The organism is Achromobacter sp. JD-1, assembly GCF_038594925.1.
Lineage (GTDB): Bacteria > Pseudomonadota > Gammaproteobacteria > Burkholderiales > Burkholderiaceae_B > Achromobacter > Achromobacter spanius_C.
In genome coordinates this window covers 19,084-35,803 of sequence record NZ_JBCGCS010000032.1, presented here as the reverse complement: position 1 = coordinate 35,803, position 16,720 = coordinate 19,084, and the positions used below count along the sequence as shown (strand labels likewise).

Sequence of the window (16,720 nt, the reverse complement as noted above, 5' to 3'; positions counted from 1 at the left end):
ATAATCCGTGTGGAACGACGCTCGCACTACCAACCTGATCGCCAACACGCTAGCCGTGCTGGCGGTTTGCGCCATGCTCATTGCGGGCGTGGTGTGGGTAGCGCAGCGCCCGTTTTTCACGCTGACGGCCATCGAACTGGAGTCGATGCCGGACACCGAATTGCACTACGTGTCGCCGCAGGCGGTGCGCTCGGCCATCGCGGGCCGCTTCAAGGGCAACTTCTTTACGGTGGACCTGGACGACGCGCGCGAGATTTTCGAATCGGTGCCCTGGGTACGCCATGCCACGGTGCGCCGCATCTGGCCCAATGTGCTGCGTGTTCGGATCGAGGAACAGCAGCCCCTGGCGCTATGGAACGAGAACCAGATGATCAACACCTGGGGCGAGGCGTTCACGGCGAACACGGGCGAGGTGGACGACGAAACCGTATTGCCGCAGTTCTCCGGGCCCGAGGGCACGGAGTCGCTGGTGGTGCAGCGCTACGCCGAATTGGCGCGGTGGTTTGCGCCGCTGGACATGCATGTCAAACAGTTGGAGTTGAGTCCGCGATATGCCTGGCGCGTGGTGTTGTCCAACGGCATGCTGCTGGACCTGGGCCGCGATCCGGGCGCCGATGCGCCGGACCCGCACGGCCTGCCCGGCGCTTTGCCGTTCGCTGCACGCATTCAACGCTTTGTGCAGGCGTGGCCCAGCGTAGCGGGGCGCCTGGAAGGGCGCACCATCACGCAGGCCGACCTGCGCTATCCGAATGGTTTCGCCCTGGCGCTGGCTCCGTTGCCCGCGTCGGAAACCAAATCCAAATCCACACCGAAACCTCCCAAGAAACGCTAACGCCATGACCCGTGACATCAAGGACCTTATCGTCGCCCTCGATATCGGCACCAGCAAGGTGGTGGCTGTGGTGGCTGAAATTTTGCCCGAAGGGCGATTCGAAGTGCTAGGCCTGGGCCAGCATGAATCGCGCGGCATGCGCAAGGGCGTGGTCGTCAATATCGAGACCACTGTGAATTCCATTCAGCGCGCGCTTGAAGAAGCCGAGCTGATGGCAGATTGCAAGATTCGCGACGTCTACACCGGCATTGCCGGCAGCCATATCCGCAGCTTCAATTCCAGCGGCATGGTCGCTGTGAAGGACAAAGAAGTCACCGCCACCGACGTTGCCCGCGTCATCGAGACCGCCAAGGCGGTCAATATCCCGACCGACCAGCAAGTGCTGCACGTGCTGACGCAGGAGTTCATCGTCGACGGCCAGGAAGACATCCGCGAGCCCATCGGCATGAGCGGCCTGCGCCTGGAAGTGCGCGTGCACATCGTGACGGGCGCGGTCAGCGCCGCGCAGAACATCGTCAAGTGCGTACGCCGCTGCGGCCTGGAAGTGCAAGACCTGATCCTGCAGCCACTGGCCTCCAGCCTGGCCGTGCTGACGGCCGATGAAAAGGAACTGGGCGTGGTGCTGGTGGACATCGGCGGCGGCACGACCGACGTCGCCATCTTCACCGGCGGCGCCATTCGTCATACGGCGGTGCTGCCGATTGCCGGCGACCAGATCACCAACGACATCGCGGCCATGCTGCGCACGCCGACGCCGGACGCCGAAGAAATCAAGCTGCGCTACGGCGTGGCCAAACAGGTGCTGGCCAGCCCGGACGAATCCGTGGAAGTGCCGGGCCTGGGCGACCGTGGTCCGCGCCAGGTCAAGCGCCAGGCGCTGGGCGCCGTGATCGAGCCGCGTGTCGAAGAACTGTTCACGCTGGTGCAGCAGGTGGTGCGCGATTCCGGCTACGAAGACCTGCTGGCGTCGGGTGTGGTGCTGACGGGCGGTTCCGCGCAGTTGCCCGGCATGATCGAACTGGCCGAGGACGTATTCCTCAAGCCGGTACGCGTGGCGGTGCCCGAATACGAAGGAAGCTTGGCCGACGTGATGCGTAACCCGCGCTTTTCGACGGTGATGGGCTTATTGCAGGAAGCACGGATGCAGCGGGTGCGCGGCCGCAAGGTTGCCGCTCAGACAGGTAATTTCAAGAGCCTGCTTGCGCGCATGAAGGAATGGTTCATGAATTAAAGAGGAAGGGGCAGGTTGGGGCCTGCTCCTTGGAACGCGCCGCGGCGGTATGGCGGAGCGGTCCAGAACGGGGAGGCGTCTCAAACCCGTGGCGGGCCATAGCAGTCGGCATCGGCTTTGAGGCGATTCACAAAATATAGGTTGTTGGGGAATTTTTGTGATTTGCAAAATCGGACTTGTGAGGGAGTCATCATGATGAACTTTGAGATGCTTGAGAACAACACCAAAGGGACCGTAATCAAGGTCGTTGGTGTGGGCGGTGCGGGCGGCAATGCCGTCGCGCACATGATTCGCAGCGGCGTGCACGGCGTGGATTTCATCTGCGCCAACACCGATGCGCAAGCACTGGCGGCAACCAATGCCCCGGTGCAAATTCGTCTGGGCCGTACCGGCCTGGGTGCGGGCGCCAAGCCCGAGCAAGGACGTGCGTCGGCTGAAACCGCGCGCGAGGAGATCCGTGCTGCGCTGAACGGCGCTCACATGGTCTTCATCACCGCCGGTATGGGCGGTGGCACCGGCACCGGCGCGGGCCCGGTCGTGGCCGAAGTGGCGAAGGAACTGGGCATCCTGACCGTTGGCGTGGTCACCAAGCCTTTCACGTTTGAAGGCAACAAGCGCCTGAAGATGGCCGAGGACGGCATTGCCGAACTGGCCAAGCACGTGCATTCGCTCATCGTGGTGCTCAACGAGAACCTCTATGAACTGATGGACGAGGACGCGACGCAGGAAGACTGCTTCCGTTCGGCCGACGACATCCTGCACAACGCTTGCGCGGGTATCGCCGAAATCATCAACGTCGAAGGTAACGTCAACGTCGACTTCGAAGACGTCAAGACGATCATGGGCGAGCAGGGCCAGGCCATGATGGGCACGGCATCGGCATCGGGCGCGGACCGCGCACGTGTCGCCGCCGAGCACGCCATTGCTTGCCCGCTGCTGGAAGGCGTGGACTTGAACGGCGCGCGTGGCGTGCTGGTCAACATCACCGCCAGCCGCACGCTGAAGATGCGCGAAACGCGCGAAATCATGGAAACGATCCGCAGCTACGCTTCGGACGACGCAACCGTGATCTTCGGTACCGCCTACGACGAGTCCATGGGTGAAAACCTGCGCGTGACCGTGGTTGCAACCGGCCTGGGCCGTGCGCAGTCGCGTCCGCAATTGGTGCAAAACACCGCTGAGGTGCTGCGCACCGGTACCGACAACATGCCCATGGGCACGATGCCGGCCGGTCAAGGCGGCGATTACCGCAATCTGGACATGCCGTCGGTCATGCGCAATCCGCGCAGCCAGGCGTCGGCTCAAGTGCGTGCTCTGGAAAGCTCGGGAATGGATCATTTCGACATCCCGGCGTTCTTGCGCAAGCAGGCAGATTGAACGAAAGAGCCGATCACAGGCTCTAATCGCACTCCCTCATCTCCGGCTCGCTTGTCCCCGCGGGCGAGTCGGAGGCGGAGCGGTCCGTGTTTCCCTTGCACGGTTTTAAGGGACGGAAGTATCGGTCGATCCGGGTTGCTTGATGGCGCCAGGGATCGGACAGCGTTACAATACGTCAGTTACGCCGGCAATCTGTACTCTTCTTGCCGGCTTCCTGGCTCTAATACCCAAGCACCATGTTCCGACAGCGCAGCATTCAGAATCTAGTCCGCACGACAGGCGTCGGCGTCCACTCAGGACGGCGGGTAGAACTCACTCTGCGTCCGGCACAGCCCAATACGGGCATTGTTTTCCACCGCGTGGACCTGCCTGAAGTCGTGGACCTGCCTGCTCAGGCCACGGGCGTGGGCGATACGCGCATGGCGTCGGTCCTGCAACAGGGCAACGTCCGCGTTTCCACGGTAGAGCACCTGATGTCGGCATTGGCCGGCCTGGGTATCGACAACCTGCATATCGACCTCACTGCCGAAGAAGTCCCCATCATGGACGGCAGTGCGGCAACCTTTGTTTATCTGTTGCGCTCGGCGGGCATCGTTGAGCAGAACGCGCCCAAGCAATTCATCCGCGTGAAGAAAACCGTGGAAGTGCGCGAAGGCGAAGGCCGCAACGAGAAATGGGCCCGGCTGGAGCCGCATGAAGGCTACGCGCTGGCCTTCTCGATTGACTTCCGCCACCCCGCCATTGATTCCACCGCCAATTTTGCCGAGATCGATTTCGCCACGCACTCGTATGTGCGCGAAATCGCCCGCGCGCGCACCTTCGGGTTCGTGAATGAAGTGGAAGCGCTGCGCTCGATGGGCCTGGCGCGCGGCGGCAGCCTGGACAACGCCATCGTCATGGACGAATACCGGGTGCTGAACAGCGACGGGCTGCGCTATGACGACGAATTCGTGAAGCACAAGATCCTGGACGCCATCGGCGACCTGTATCTGCTGGGTAAACCGTTGGTGGCGCGCTATGTGGCGTGCAAGTCGGGCCACGGCCTGAACAACCAATTGGCTCGCGCGCTGCTTGCTCAGCAAGACGCCTGGGAAATGGTTACCTATGAATCGCAGGCAGAAGCGCCGCAGGCCTTCCGCCATGAATGGAAGCTGGCTTAACGCCAGCTTCCCATCTGAACGCGGATAGCGGGGCGTGGCCCCGATTCTTTTTTCCGCGATCCTGCTGAAGGGATGGCGCTAGCGGTCATCCTCTAGCGCAAAAGCCGCCATCCGGTTGCAAACCATTGTCGTAGTCCGGCAAGAACTTGGTTTCGCTTCGTTTCGATGCGCCCCGGGCGCCGGACAAAGCCGGATGGCTTCAGCTACTCTTGTGATGCCTCAAAAGCTTGGCCACCGCGTCGGCCAATGGGCCTGGACGTAGTTTTTCGTGCAGCGTCTCGAATGCGCCCAGCGCGGTGTCGCCCAGGGGTTGCGCCTCTTTGGGAGGGCGCGCCTGACGGGCGCCGGGCTTCGGTAAACCCGCTTGTACCTTGACGGCAATTTCGTTAAGGTTCCAGCCTTGATCGGCCAGGGCACGCGCCACGCGCGGCGCCAACTGACGCATCTTGGCTGCATGCGCGGCGCTGGGCACCACCAGATGCAGGCACTGGTTTTCCAGCTTGCCGACCTGGCACACAGCACCTAGCGGGGCGGGCAGAACCGCCGCCACCGCATACTGAATTTGCAAGTGCTTGCGGGCGGTCGCCAACACACCGGCGCCCCGCATGTCATGACCCAGCCATCCCAGGGCGGTATTTTCCTTCCGCCGGCTGGAACTGGAACGTTGACGGTATGAAGTGGGTCTATTCATCCCGGCTCTATAGAATTAGGAAGCAATCTTGAAGATCGTGATTATGCACGCCCAGGACGGGCGGGACGGGCATTTCACCCTGGGCGGTGCGCGGCTGGCGTTGTTGCTTGGGGCCGCCCTGATGACGGCAGCCATCTTTGGCGCCGCCATTCAGCGATACCTTACTCCGATCCTGCCGTCGGTACACGCCGTGGGTTGGCCATTGGCGCAGCAGCCCGGACGCGACACAGATTTCCTGCGGGGAAACATGAACTTGCTGGCCGCCAAGGTCGGCGCGCTACAGGCCAAGCTGGTCAGCATCGACGGCCTGGGCCAGCGCGTGGCCAAGGTGGCGGGCGTGGCGTACACGGACCCCGAATTGGCCAAGCAACTGGCCGCGGCGCAGCCAGAGGCGCTGACGCAACCTGAAGCCACCCACGTCATGGACGACCTGTTTACCGACCACCCGCCGCCCAGCGCGGCCTCGGCCGAGGCGCTGGGTCGGCAACTGGACGAAATCCAGGCGCGCCTGGCGCAGCAGTCGGACAACCTGAGGCTGCTGGACGCGGCCCTGACCAAGCGATCCGCGGACCAGGCGCGCATGCCGACCGCCATGCCGATCACCGATTACCCCTACCTGAGTTCGTCCTACGGCTGGCGCCGCAACCCGGTCACGGGGCGCACCGCCATGCACGAAGGGCTGGATTTCGCGGCTCCGTCGGGCACTCCGATCCTGGCCGCCTCCGGTGGCGTCGTCCTCGAGGCCAAGTACCTGCCGGGGTTTGGCAACATGGTCGAGATCGACCATGGCGATGGTTTGATCACTCGTTACGCCCACGCTTCGTCCTTGATGGTGAAGCAGGGCGAGCTTGTGGAGCGCGGCCAGCAAGTGGCCCGCGTGGGCAGTTCGGGCCGCTCAACCGGGCCGCATCTGCACTTTGAAGTCCGCCTTGCCGGACAGCCGCTCGACCCTCGATTGTTCCTGGGAACTCCACAGAACGCGCCGCCTGCCTTGGCGCAAGCCGCAGGGACTGAACCTGTGGTGCGCTGACCGGTCAAACCGCACAACATAAGTACTCTGGCAATAGGTCCAGGCTATTACGCGCCAGGTGCGTTAAACTGGTTCGTTTCCCAGCGGACCCCCGCTCAACCAATAAATCAAAGTCACGGGAGGCGCTGCCCTTGCCTTTTGCAGGCGCGGCGTGGCTCGTGCGGCCGACATACGCATGGTTTCTCTGCTCAAAAAACTCATAGGTAGCCGCAACGACCGGCTGCTTAAGCAGTATCGCAAGCTGGTAACCCAGATCAATGGGCTGGAGCCCAAGATTTCCGCGCTTTCCGACGCGGAGCTGGCGGCCAAGACTGACGAATTCCGATCTCGATACGCGCAGGGCACATCGCTGGACGACCTGCTGCCGGAAGCCTTCGCCGTGGTGCGCGAAGCGGGCAAGCGGGTATTCGGGATGCGACACTTCGACTCTCAGTTGTTGGGCGGCATCGCGCTGCACAACGGCAAGATTGCCGAAATGCGCACGGGGGAAGGCAAGACGTTGATGGCGACGTTGCCGGTTTACCTGAATGCTTGCGCCGGCAAGGGCGTGCACGTTGTCACGGTGAACGACTATCTGGCCCGCCGTGACGCGGAATGGATGGGGCGCCTGTACCACTTCCTGGGCATGACCACGGGCGTGGTGGTGCCGCAGCAGCCCAACGAAGAGAAGAAGGCCGCCTACGCCGCCGACATCACTTACGGCACCAATAACGAGTTCGGCTTCGACTACCTGCGCGACAACATGGAATACCGTGTTGAGGACCGCCGCCAGCGCGTGCTGTTCTACGCCATCGTCGACGAAGTGGACTCGATCCTGATCGACGAAGCCCGTACCCCGCTGATCATTTCCGGCCAGGCCGAAGATCACACCGAGCTCTACATCCGCATGAACGCGGTGCCGCCGCTGCTGACGCGCATGACCAGCGAGCCCAAGCCGCAGGAGCCGGAACCCGAAGGCGATTACTGGGTCGACGAAAAGAGCCAGCAGGTCCATTTGTCGGAAGCCGGGCACGAGAACGCCGAAGCCATCCTGGCCCGTCTGGGCATCCTGCCGGAAGGCGAATCGCTGTACGACCCGCGCCACATTGCGCTGATGCACCACCTGATGGTGGCCCTGCGCGCCAACAACCTGTTCTTCCGTGACCAGCAATATGTGGTCCAGGACGGCGAGGTGGTGATCGTTGACGAATTCACGGGCCGCCTGATGGTGGGCCGCCGTTGGTCTGACGGCTTGCACCAAGCCGTCGAAGCCAAGGAAGGCGTGAAGATCCAGCACGAAAACCAGACGCTGGCATCCATCACGTTCCAGAACTACTTCCGCATGTACGAGAAGCTGTCCGGCATGACCGGTACGGCCGATACGGAAGCGTACGAATTTCAGGAAATCTACGGGCTTGAAACGGTCATCATCCCGACCAACAAGCCGATGATCCGCAAGGACCAGAACGATCAGGTCTTCAAGACCGATCCGGAAAAATACAACGCGATCCTCGAAGACATCCGCGACTGCCACGAGCGTGGCCAGCCCGTGCTGGTGGGTACGACCAGCATTGAAAACTCCGAGCTGCTGTCGGGCCTGTTGAAAAAGGCCAAGCTGCCGCACGAAGTGCTGAACGCCAAGCAGCACGCCCGCGAAGCCGAGATCGTGGCCGAAGCCGGCAAGCCGGGTCATATCACCATTGCCACCAACATGGCGGGCCGCGGTACCGACATCGTGCTGGGCGGCAGCGTGGACAAGCAGGTTGACCTGATCCGCGCCGATGAGTCGCTGTCGGAAGCCGAAAAGAATGCGCGCATCGAGAAGATCCGCGCGGAATGGAAGCCGCTGAACGAGCAGGTCAAGGCCGCGGGCGGCCTGCGCATCATCGGCACCGAGCGCCACGAATCACGCCGTATCGACAACCAGCTGCGCGGTCGTGCCGGCCGTCAGGGTGATCCGGGTTCGTCCCGTTTCTACCTGTCGCTGGAAGACTCGCTGATGCGCATCTTCGCGGGCGACCGCGTGCGCGCCATCATGGAACGCCTGAAGCTGCCCGAGGGCGAGCCGATCGAGGCGGGCATGGTGACGCGCTCGATCGAAACCGCGCAACGCAAGGTGGAAGGCCGCAACTTCGACATCCGCAAGCAATTGCTGGAGTACGACGACGTCGCCAACGACCAGCGCAAGGTGCTGTATTCGCAGCGTAATGATGTGCTGGAAGCCGCGAGCGTGGGCGCCACGGTGAGCAACTTGCGCGATGCCGCCGTGGTCGAGCTGTTCAACACCTACGTGCCCCCGGAATCAGTGGAAGAGCAGTGGGACGTGCCGGGCCTGCAACGGGCGCTGGAAGCGGATTGGAATCTGCACCTGCCGCTGACCGAAATGTTGGACAAGGAAACCACCTTGACCGACGAAGATCTGCGTGAGCGCGTGGTGGCGGCTGCTCGTGATGCCTACCAGGCCAAGGTTGACCAGGTGGGTGCGGAATCGTGGTCGCAGTTTGAGCGTTCGATCATGCTGCAGTCGATCGACACGCATTGGCGCGAACACCTGTCGTCGCTGGATTACTTGCGCCAGGGCATCCATTTGCGCGGTTATGCGCAGAAGAATCCCAAGCAGGAATACAAGCGCGAAGCCTTCGAACTGTTCTCGGGCATGCTGGATCGCATTCGCGACGACGTGGTGCGTGTGTTGATGACGGTGCGTGTGCAGTCGTCCGAGCAGGTCGAACAGGCCGAAGCCGAAGCCGCCCAGTCGCATGTGCAAAACGTGCAATACCACCACTCCGATTACGACGAAGCGCTGGCCAAGACGGAATCGGAAGAGGGGGCGCAGCCCGTGCGCAACGCCATGCCCAAGGTCGGACGCAACGACCCGTGCCCGTGCGGCAGCGGCAAGAAGTACAAGCAGTGCCACGGCAAGCTGGTCTGATCAGGGGATAACGCCATGCTGCATTCCGTCGGCCGTACCGAATTCGACCACGCCGTCGTGATGGTGCGCGATCGGCTGGATGCGCTGGCCCCGCATTTCGAGCGCCAGGGGTTTCACCTGAGCGACAAAGCGGTGCATAACCTGGGGTCGTGCAATCGCCTGATCGTGCTGGAAGGCACGTATGTCGAGCTGCTGGGGTGGCCCACGGGCGCCCCGCCAGCCCGCAAGGAAATCGCCGATTCTCCGTTTGGCCTGGAGGCGCTGGTGTTCCGCACGTATGACGCGGATGCGACCTATGAACGCCTGAAGGCGGCCGGCTTTGCGGTGAACCCGGTACAGGAACTGACGCGCCCGGCGATGCTGGACGGTCAGGAAGTGCAGGCCCGCTTCCACACCGTGCGCTTTGCCGAGCAGCCTTTGCCCGGCATCCGCATGTATTTCTGTCGTCACCTGACACCCGAGTGTGTCTGGTCACCGGAATTGATGGCGCATCCCAATGGCGCTCGCAGCCTGATGCGCATTGACGCCCGCGCGGCAGATGCCCGTGCCGTGGCCGAACGCCTGGCGCTGGTGGCGGATGTCAGCGCGGAAGCCGCCGAGGGCGGCTGGGACGTTCCCTTGGCCAACCTGCGCATCCACGTGCAACAGGATGACACGTCGCCCACCCCCGCACTGTCCACGTTGACCCTGGAAAACCGCGACGGCGCCCACTACACCCTGGACACCGGGTCGTAGGATGGGTGCAGCGCGCGAATCCCGCCGCTAGAACCCCGACATCACAACGCGCGAAACCCATCAAGCAGCGATCGAATCCTTAGCGGAGTCAGCCATAGCGCAGCGGCTGCTTGATGGGTTTCGCGCGTTCTATACCGGCTTTCTTTTTATCAATTTTTTCGCGCTGCACCCATCCTACGGCCAATTGCCATCGCGGCGGCATCCCCTTTCCCCATGGGGCAAACCCTGCTTGCGTTGAAAAGTGTATGCACTTTAGTATGCACTTCATCCCCGCTGATCTTTCACGCCAATTCGACCAGCCATGACGCCGCCTTCTCCTGCCCCCCGCCCGGCCCCGCGCACCTCCGCTGGGCAGGCCGAGTTGTACGGCGCGGTCAAGGCGATGGCGGTGCGGTTTGATTTCAAGCCGGGCGAGCGCATCAATGAAGTGGACCTGGCGCGGCGCTTGAACGTCAGCCGGACGCCGCTGCGCGAAGTGCTGAACCAATTGATGGTCGAGGGCTTCCTGACTCGTTCGGTGAACCGTGGTTTTATCGCGCGCTTGCTGGACGCCAAGCAGATCCACAGCTTGTACGAATACCGGGCGGTGCTCGAGGCCGGTATCGTGCGGGCCGCCTGCGAACGTGCCAGCGACGAGGAATTGGCCCAACTGCGCCAATTCGTGGAACGGTCTCGCGACGAACCGGAAGACAGCGACGCCACGCGCCTGCTGGATTTGGACGAAGCCTTTCACCTGAATCTGGCGCGCCTGTCTCGTAATGAAGAATTTGTGCGTGCGCTGGAAAGCGTAAATGCCCGCATCCATTTCGTGCGTTGGATCGACATGCAGCAGGGCCGACGCAGCCACACGCAGGGCGAACACCTGCGTATCGTCCAGGCGCTGGAACAGCGCGACATGGACGCCTTGCCCGCGCTGATCGGCGCGCATATCGGGCGCCGCCTGGACCAGATCACCGACGTGATTCGCACCGGATTTTCAACGATTTACATGCGGGACCAGGCCGAACCCGCCACGGTAGCGACGGCCAACACCACAACAGCAGGGGAAAAACAATGAATCACACGATGAAGCGTATTTTGGCGGGCCTATGCACGCTGGCAGCCGCGGGGGGCGCCTTTGTCGCCGCACCCGCCGCCGCCGAGGAACGGCCGTTGGTGCTGGTAGTGCCGTACCCGCCGGGCGGCAGCACCGACATCCTGGCGCGCATTCTGCAGCCGCGCCTGTCGCAGCAAATGGGCGGGCGCACGGTGATCGTGGAAAACCGCCCCGGCGCCGCCAGCCAGATCGCCACTGCCTTCGTGGCGCGCGCCGAGCCCGATGGCAGCACGCTCTTGGTCAGCTTTGACAACCACGGCATCAACCCCGCCGTGAAGCCCAAACTGCCTTACGACACCTTCAAGGACTTTGTCGCCATTTCGCAGACCGTGCGCTTTCCGCTGGTCATTGGCGCCAACCCCAGCGTGCCCGGGGATAACCTGAAGGAGTTCCTGGCGGTGGCCGCGAAGGAATCGCCCAACAAGTTCAACTACGCCTCCACCGGGGTCGGTTCGCTGAACCATCTGGCGCCGGAAGAACTCAAGCGCTTGTCGAAGGTGGAGCTGCTGCATGTGCCGTATGGCGGCGGCGGGCCGGCCATTCAAGCCGTGGTGGGCGGGCAGGCCAATATGACCTGGCTGAGCTTCGCGGCGCTGCGCGGGCAGATCCAGGCCGGCAAGATCAAGGCGCTGGCAGTGGCGGGCGAGAAGCGCCTGCCGGAACTGCCCAACGTGCCTACGGTGGAAGAGTCGGGCTTCCCCGGCTTTGTCGCCTATTCGTGGAGCGGCATGTTCGCACCGAAGGGCACGCCCGAGGCAACGGTGAAAAAGCTGACCGCCGACTTCAAGGCGGTATTGGCCGACCCGGAGATCAAGAAGAAGGTGACGGAAGCGGGCTTCGAGATCGTGGCCTCGGATGGCCCGGCGCTGGATGCCTACGTGAAATCGGAATATGACCGGTGGAGCGCCTTCATCAAGAAGAACAACATCAATCTGGATAACTGAGCGACGGTTGGCCGGACGGTGCGCCGTCCGGCCCTGTGGGCGAATCACGTGGAGATGACATGGAAAACCTGAACGGCGCCGAAGCCATGGTGCGGATGCTGCAGCACAACGGCGTCAAACATATTTTTGGCCTGTGCGGCGACACCAGCCTGCCGTTTTACGATGCGCTGTACCGCCTGGACCACGGCATGCAGCACATCCTGACCCGCGACGAACGTAGCGCGGGGTACATGGCGGACGCCTACGCCCGCGTCACCGGCAAGGTTGGCGTGTGCGAAGGCCCCAGCGGTGGCGGCGCCACCTATCTGTTGCCCGGCCTGGTCGAAGCCAATGAGTCCTCGATTCCTGTGTTGGGCATCACCTCGGACGTAGCCGTCGGGTCACGCGGGAAATACCCCCTGACTGAACTGGACCAGGAAGCGCTGTACCGTCCGCTGACCAAGTGGAACCGCACGATTGACCGCGCGGACCAGATTCCCGGCATGGTGCGCGCGGCATTCCGCGCCATGACCACCGGCAAGCCGGGCGCCGCGCACCTGTGCTTTCCGTATGACGTGATGAAGCAGCAGGTGGATGCGTCCGATATCTGGGCGCAGCCCGAACACGCCCGCTTCCCGGCCATGCGTTTTGCTCCGGATCCCGCGGATGTGGCGCGTGCCGCGCAGCGCCTGATCGGTGCGCGTGCGCCGGTGATCATCTGCGGCGGCGGCGTGGTCATCGCCGGGGCCAGCGGCGCCTTGCAGGAACTGGCGGAAAGCTTGAAGGCGGCGGTGTGTGTGACCGTCAGCGGACAAGGCAGCCTGGCCGACACGCATCCGCTGAATGCGGGCGTGGTGGGCTCCAACGGTGGCGTGATGGCCACCCGCGACGTGGTGGCCGCGGCCGACGTGGTGCTGTTCGTGGGTTGCCGGGCTGGCTCCACATCCACGGAACATTGGCGCTTCCCGAACCGCGACGTGCCCATCCTGCACATCGACATCGATCCCATGGTGATCGGCGCCAACTATCTGACCGAAGTCGGCCTGGTGGGCGACGCGAAGCTGGCGCTGGAAGCCTTGGGCGCCGAAGTGCAGGCGCGCCTGGCACATCGCAATTCGGACGCGGTGGACGGCGCGGTGCTGGCCGGCCGTGCGAAGGCCGCGCGCCTGGCGCAACTGGAGCCGCTGGCCAACAGCCTTGAAACGCCGATCCGCCCCGAGCGCGTGGTGCAATCGCTGAACCGCTTGCTGCCCGACGATGCAGTGGTGTGCGCCGACCCGGGCACGCCTTGCCCGTATTTCTCGGCCTATTACGATGTGTCGCGCCCCGGCCGCCACTTCATCACCAACCGTGCACACGGTGCGCTGGGCTTTTCCATGTCGGCCGCGTTGGGCGCCTGGGTTGGCCGGCCGCAGTCCAAGTGCGTGTCGGTGATGGGCGACGGCAGCTTCGGCTTCACCGTCGGCGAACTGGAAACCATCGTGCGCCACAAGGCACCGTTGCTGTTGATCGTGTTTTCGAATTCGGTCTACGGCTGGATCAAGGCCAGCCAGAAGGCGGGCTACGACCAGCGCTACTACAGCGTGGACTTCAACCGCACCGACCATGCCCGCATTGCCGAAGCCTATGGCGTGAAGGCATGGCGCGTGGAAGATCCGGCCAAGCTGGACGACGCCATCAAGGCCGCCATGGAACACGATGGCCCGGCGCTGATCGACGTGGTGGCGCAGCCGCTGCAGGATACGGCGGCCCCGGTCAGCCAGTGGATGGGCTGATGCGCGCTTGACGGTGCATTGACCACGCAGTCAACGCAAGAGGCCCTTCGGGGCCTCTTATTTTTGGTCCAAGGTGTTGGCAGCCGGTCCTATACTGATCCGCTTTGGCGCGGCGTTGCCGCGTGGCTTGCAACACGTCAAAGGGGAATCGGGCATGGATCTGGGGATCAGTGGCAAGACGGCCTTGGTGTTCGGCGGCAGCCGCGGCATGGGCCGCGCGTGTGCGCTGCAACTGGCGCGCGAGGGTGTGGCGGTGACCATCGCCGCGCGCAATCCCGAGACGCTTGCGCAAGCCGCGGCCGAGATTTCCAAGGACGCCGGCATCGGCGTGGGATGGGTGTCGGCCGATCTGACCCAGGAGCACGGCCGCGATGCGGCCATGGCCGCGTGCCCGCAACCCGACATCCTGATCAACAACGCCGATGGCCCGCTGCCCGGCGATTTCCGGGATTGGACGCGTGAGGACTGGATCGCATCGTTGGACGCCATGATGCTGGGGCCCATCGACATGATCCGGCGCGTGGTGGATGGCATGGTGGAGCGGCGCTTTGGCCGCATCGTGAATATCGTGTCGCGCAGCGTGAAGGCGCCGCACGCCGAGCTGGGCCTGTCGAATGGGGCGCGTTCAGGTTTGATCGGCTTCGTGGGCGGCCTGGCGCGGCAGACGGTGCGCCACAACGTCACCATCAACAACCTGCTGCCGGGCGCCTTCGCCACCGACGCCCAGGTCCGGCACGTACAGGGCATGCTGGCGCAATCGTCGGACAAGACCTTCGACCAACTGTGGCAAGAACGCGGGAGCGCCAACCCGGCGGGGCGCTTTGGCCAGCCGGAAGAAGTGGGCGCCTTGTGTGCCTATCTCTGTTCGGCGCAAGCCGGCTACATGACGGCGCAAAGCCTCTTGATAGATGGTGGCGGCTACCCCGGCACGTACTGAAACCAGCGACACGCGGCGGCTGCTTCCGGCTGGACGGCGACCGGACTAACGGGCAAGATTGCCTTCCATTGTGTTCGAGAAAAACTCATGGACCAGACCGACATCAAGATATTGGCGTTGCTGCAGAAGGACGCTACCTGCTCGGTCGCTGAAATTGCCGAACAGGTGAACCTGTCGGTGACGCCATGCTGGCGCCGCATTCAGAAGCTGAAGGATGACGGCGTTATCGCGCGCAACGCCATCTTGCTGGACCCGCGTGCGCTGGGCCTGAACCTGACGGTGTTCGTGTCCATCAAGACCAGCCAGCACAACGAAAAGTGGACGCAAAGCCTGATCAACGCCGTCATGGCCTTGCCGAATGTGGTGGAATTCCACCGCATGGCGGGCGATATCGATTACCTGCTCAAGGTGGTGGTCGAGGACATGGCGGCGTATGACCGCTTCTACCGTCGGCTGATCGGCGCGGTGGATCTGCTGGACGTCAGCGCCAGCTTCTCGATGGAAATCATCAAAAGCACCACCGAATTGCCGCTGGACGCGGTATAGCGGCGGTCGCGCAAATTTTTTTCGTTGCGCGCCGCTACGGCGGATGCAAATTTCTTTCGGCGTGTTGCGCAAGGCCTATCTCGCAATGCTTTTGCGCAGTGTGCGGCGTAGGATATCTCTCGTTCCCATCAGGGAATGAATCGGGATATCAGAGGACCCTATGTCGTTCGCAGTACCCGCCGGCTGTGCCGGTTTGGCAAAAGCGCGGCAAGCGCGATCGGTGGACGACCTGCTGGCCGACTGGAACGGCGTCGACGACCTATGGGTGTTCGCCTACGGGTCCCTGATCTGGCATCCCGGTTTTGCGTGGCGCGAGCGCCGCCTGGCGACGGTGCGCGGCTATCACCGGTCGTTGTGCCTGTGGTCGCACGATCATCGCGGCTCGCCAGACAACCCTGGCTTGGTCTTCGGCTTGAACCGGGGCGGTTGCTGCCGGGGCGTGGCGTATCAGATCGCGGCGGCCGATGTGCCCGATGTGTTCCAGGCGCTGTGGCGCCGCGAAATGGTCACCGGGGCCTACACCCCCCGTTGGCTCGCTTGCCATACCGAGGTCGCCCCGGTGCGTGGCCTGGTCTTCCTGCTGAATCGCGCCTGCGATGAGTACGCCGCCGACCTGAGTGACGACCGCTTGATCGCATCCGTGCGCAATGCCGTCGGCCAGTCGGGGCCTTGCCTGGACTATGTGGTGGAGACCGAACGCGCCTTGCGCGCGCACGGTATCGACGATTGGCGGCTGGGTGATCTGGTGCGCAAGCTGGGCCAGGCGTTCTGAGTGTTGGCCCTGCGCCTTAGGTTTAGAAGTGCCAGCGTCCGAACATATACAGGACGTTGCCCGCGCCGCTTGAGCCGGGAATGTAGGTCGCGTAGAACATGGCGTCTTTGTAGCCGGCGCCCACCAGCGGCAGGATGCCGGGAAATGGCACGTAGCTCATGATGTCGTGCCGCGCGGTCAGGAACACCGTGTAGCCCGCGCCCAGGCGAAAGTTCTCGCTGACTCGGCCTATTTTCAGGAAGCCATAGCCGGCAATCGGTTCGACCTTGCTGTGCGAATCCAGGAACGCCACGGCATACAGGCCCTGCCAGTCGCCGTCTTCGTCGTAGATGCTGCGGCCATAGCCGGCGCCCCACGCCAGCTCGTTGAAGCTGTCGATTTTTTCTTTGCTGTACATGGCGCGGTTGTGCCAGGCATAGCCGGAAACGTAGAGGTCGTTGCCGCCTTCGGTCCAGATCTGGTCAAGGCGATTGCAAGCGGACTGTGCCCAGGAGGGCATGCTTTCACAGGCTTGCGCGGCGGCGGTGAAAGTCCAGAGCAGCAGGCCAAGAAGGGCTGCTCGAAATGCGGTGATCATTACGGGTACAGACGGATGAAAATGACAAGCTCATGACTGTACATGTTGTCATCGCTCGGTCCCTGTCAGTACGCTTTCATCAAACGGCGTTCGTGGCCCTGGCCCCAGGAAAGGGGCGGTCAGGCAA

At 63.2% G+C, this 16,720-nt stretch carries 15 protein-coding genes; 13 read left to right on the top strand and 2 right to left on the bottom strand.

Annotated elements, in window-relative coordinates; all coding sequences use genetic code 11:
- The first annotated feature begins 7 nt into the window (after positions 1–7).
- From WBR68_RS29240 to lpxC, 4 genes are all read left to right on the top strand, one after another.
- Entirely contained in the window at positions 8–832 is an 825-nt protein-coding gene (locus tag WBR68_RS29240) for a cell division protein FtsQ/DivIB (protein WP_050449962.1), read from the top strand.
- Positions 833–836: 4 nt separating this feature from the next.
- Positions 837–2,063 (top strand): cell division protein FtsA, encoded by a 1,227-nt coding sequence (gene ftsA, locus WBR68_RS29235; protein WP_006217473.1) that lies wholly within the window; start codon positions 837–839, stop codon positions 2,061–2,063.
- A 192-nt stretch (positions 2,064–2,255) separates the two neighbouring features.
- Positions 2,256–3,440 carry a cell division protein FtsZ gene (ftsZ, locus tag WBR68_RS29230; protein ID WP_050449963.1) on the top strand — a complete coding sequence of 395 codons (1,185 nt, stop codon included), beginning with the start codon at positions 2,256–2,258 and terminating at the stop codon, positions 3,438–3,440.
- A gap of 236 nt (positions 3,441–3,676) precedes the next feature.
- Entirely contained in the window at positions 3,677–4,600 is a 924-nt protein-coding gene (lpxC, locus tag WBR68_RS29225; RefSeq protein ID WP_050449964.1) for a UDP-3-O-acyl-N-acetylglucosamine deacetylase, read from the top strand.
- Positions 4,601–4,799: 199 nt separating this feature from the next.
- On the opposite strand, the gene WBR68_RS29220 is transcribed toward lpxC, so the two are convergent.
- Positions 4,800–5,207 (bottom strand): DciA family protein, encoded by a 408-nt coding sequence (locus tag WBR68_RS29220; RefSeq protein ID WP_083447561.1) that lies wholly within the window; start codon positions 5,205–5,207, stop codon positions 4,800–4,802.
- A gap of 127 nt (positions 5,208–5,334) precedes the next feature.
- Between WBR68_RS29220 and WBR68_RS29215 the strand changes: the two genes are divergently transcribed.
- From WBR68_RS29215 to WBR68_RS29175, 9 genes are all read left to right on the top strand, one after another.
- Positions 5,335–6,321: a M23 family metallopeptidase gene (locus WBR68_RS29215; RefSeq protein ID WP_050449980.1), complete on the top strand. Its 987-nt coding sequence runs from the start codon at positions 5,335–5,337 to the stop codon at positions 6,319–6,321.
- A gap of 175 nt (positions 6,322–6,496) precedes the next feature.
- On the top strand, positions 6,497–9,232 hold the full coding sequence (gene secA, locus WBR68_RS29210; RefSeq protein ID WP_050449966.1) for a preprotein translocase subunit SecA: 2,736 nt from the start codon (positions 6,497–6,499) through the stop codon (positions 9,230–9,232).
- A 15-nt stretch (positions 9,233–9,247) separates the two neighbouring features.
- A complete protein-coding gene (locus tag WBR68_RS29205) occupies positions 9,248–9,967 on the top strand; it encodes a VOC family protein (protein WP_050449967.1) in 720 nt (239 codons plus the stop codon).
- Positions 9,968–10,268: 301 nt separating this feature from the next.
- Positions 10,269–11,024 carry a GntR family transcriptional regulator gene (locus WBR68_RS29200; RefSeq protein ID WP_127183464.1) on the top strand — a complete coding sequence of 252 codons (756 nt, stop codon included), beginning with the start codon at positions 10,269–10,271 and terminating at the stop codon, positions 11,022–11,024.
- A complete protein-coding gene (locus tag WBR68_RS29195; RefSeq protein ID WP_050449969.1) occupies positions 11,021–12,007 on the top strand; it encodes a tripartite tricarboxylate transporter substrate binding protein in 987 nt (328 codons plus the stop codon). Before WBR68_RS29200 ends, WBR68_RS29195 begins: the two co-directional genes overlap by 4 nt.
- Before the next feature lie 59 nt (positions 12,008–12,066).
- Positions 12,067–13,761: a thiamine pyrophosphate-binding protein gene (locus WBR68_RS29190; RefSeq protein WP_127183465.1), complete on the top strand. Its 1,695-nt coding sequence runs from the start codon at positions 12,067–12,069 to the stop codon at positions 13,759–13,761.
- A 154-nt stretch (positions 13,762–13,915) separates the two neighbouring features.
- Entirely contained in the window at positions 13,916–14,698 is a 783-nt protein-coding gene (locus WBR68_RS29185; protein ID WP_050449981.1) for an SDR family oxidoreductase, read from the top strand.
- A gap of 87 nt (positions 14,699–14,785) precedes the next feature.
- A complete protein-coding gene (locus WBR68_RS29180) occupies positions 14,786–15,244 on the top strand; it encodes an Lrp/AsnC family transcriptional regulator (protein WP_006226278.1) in 459 nt (152 codons plus the stop codon).
- Between the two features lie 160 nt (positions 15,245–15,404).
- Positions 15,405–16,016, top strand: coding sequence for a gamma-glutamylcyclotransferase (locus WBR68_RS29175; protein WP_050449971.1), 612 nt, complete (start codon positions 15,405–15,407; stop codon positions 16,014–16,016).
- Positions 16,017–16,038: 22 nt separating this feature from the next.
- On the opposite strand, the gene pagP is transcribed toward WBR68_RS29175, so the two are convergent.
- Positions 16,039–16,593 carry a lipid IV(A) palmitoyltransferase PagP gene (pagP, locus tag WBR68_RS29170; RefSeq protein ID WP_230695984.1) on the bottom strand — a complete coding sequence of 185 codons (555 nt, stop codon included), beginning with the start codon at positions 16,591–16,593 and terminating at the stop codon, positions 16,039–16,041.
- Positions 16,594–16,720: the final 127 nt, after the last annotated feature.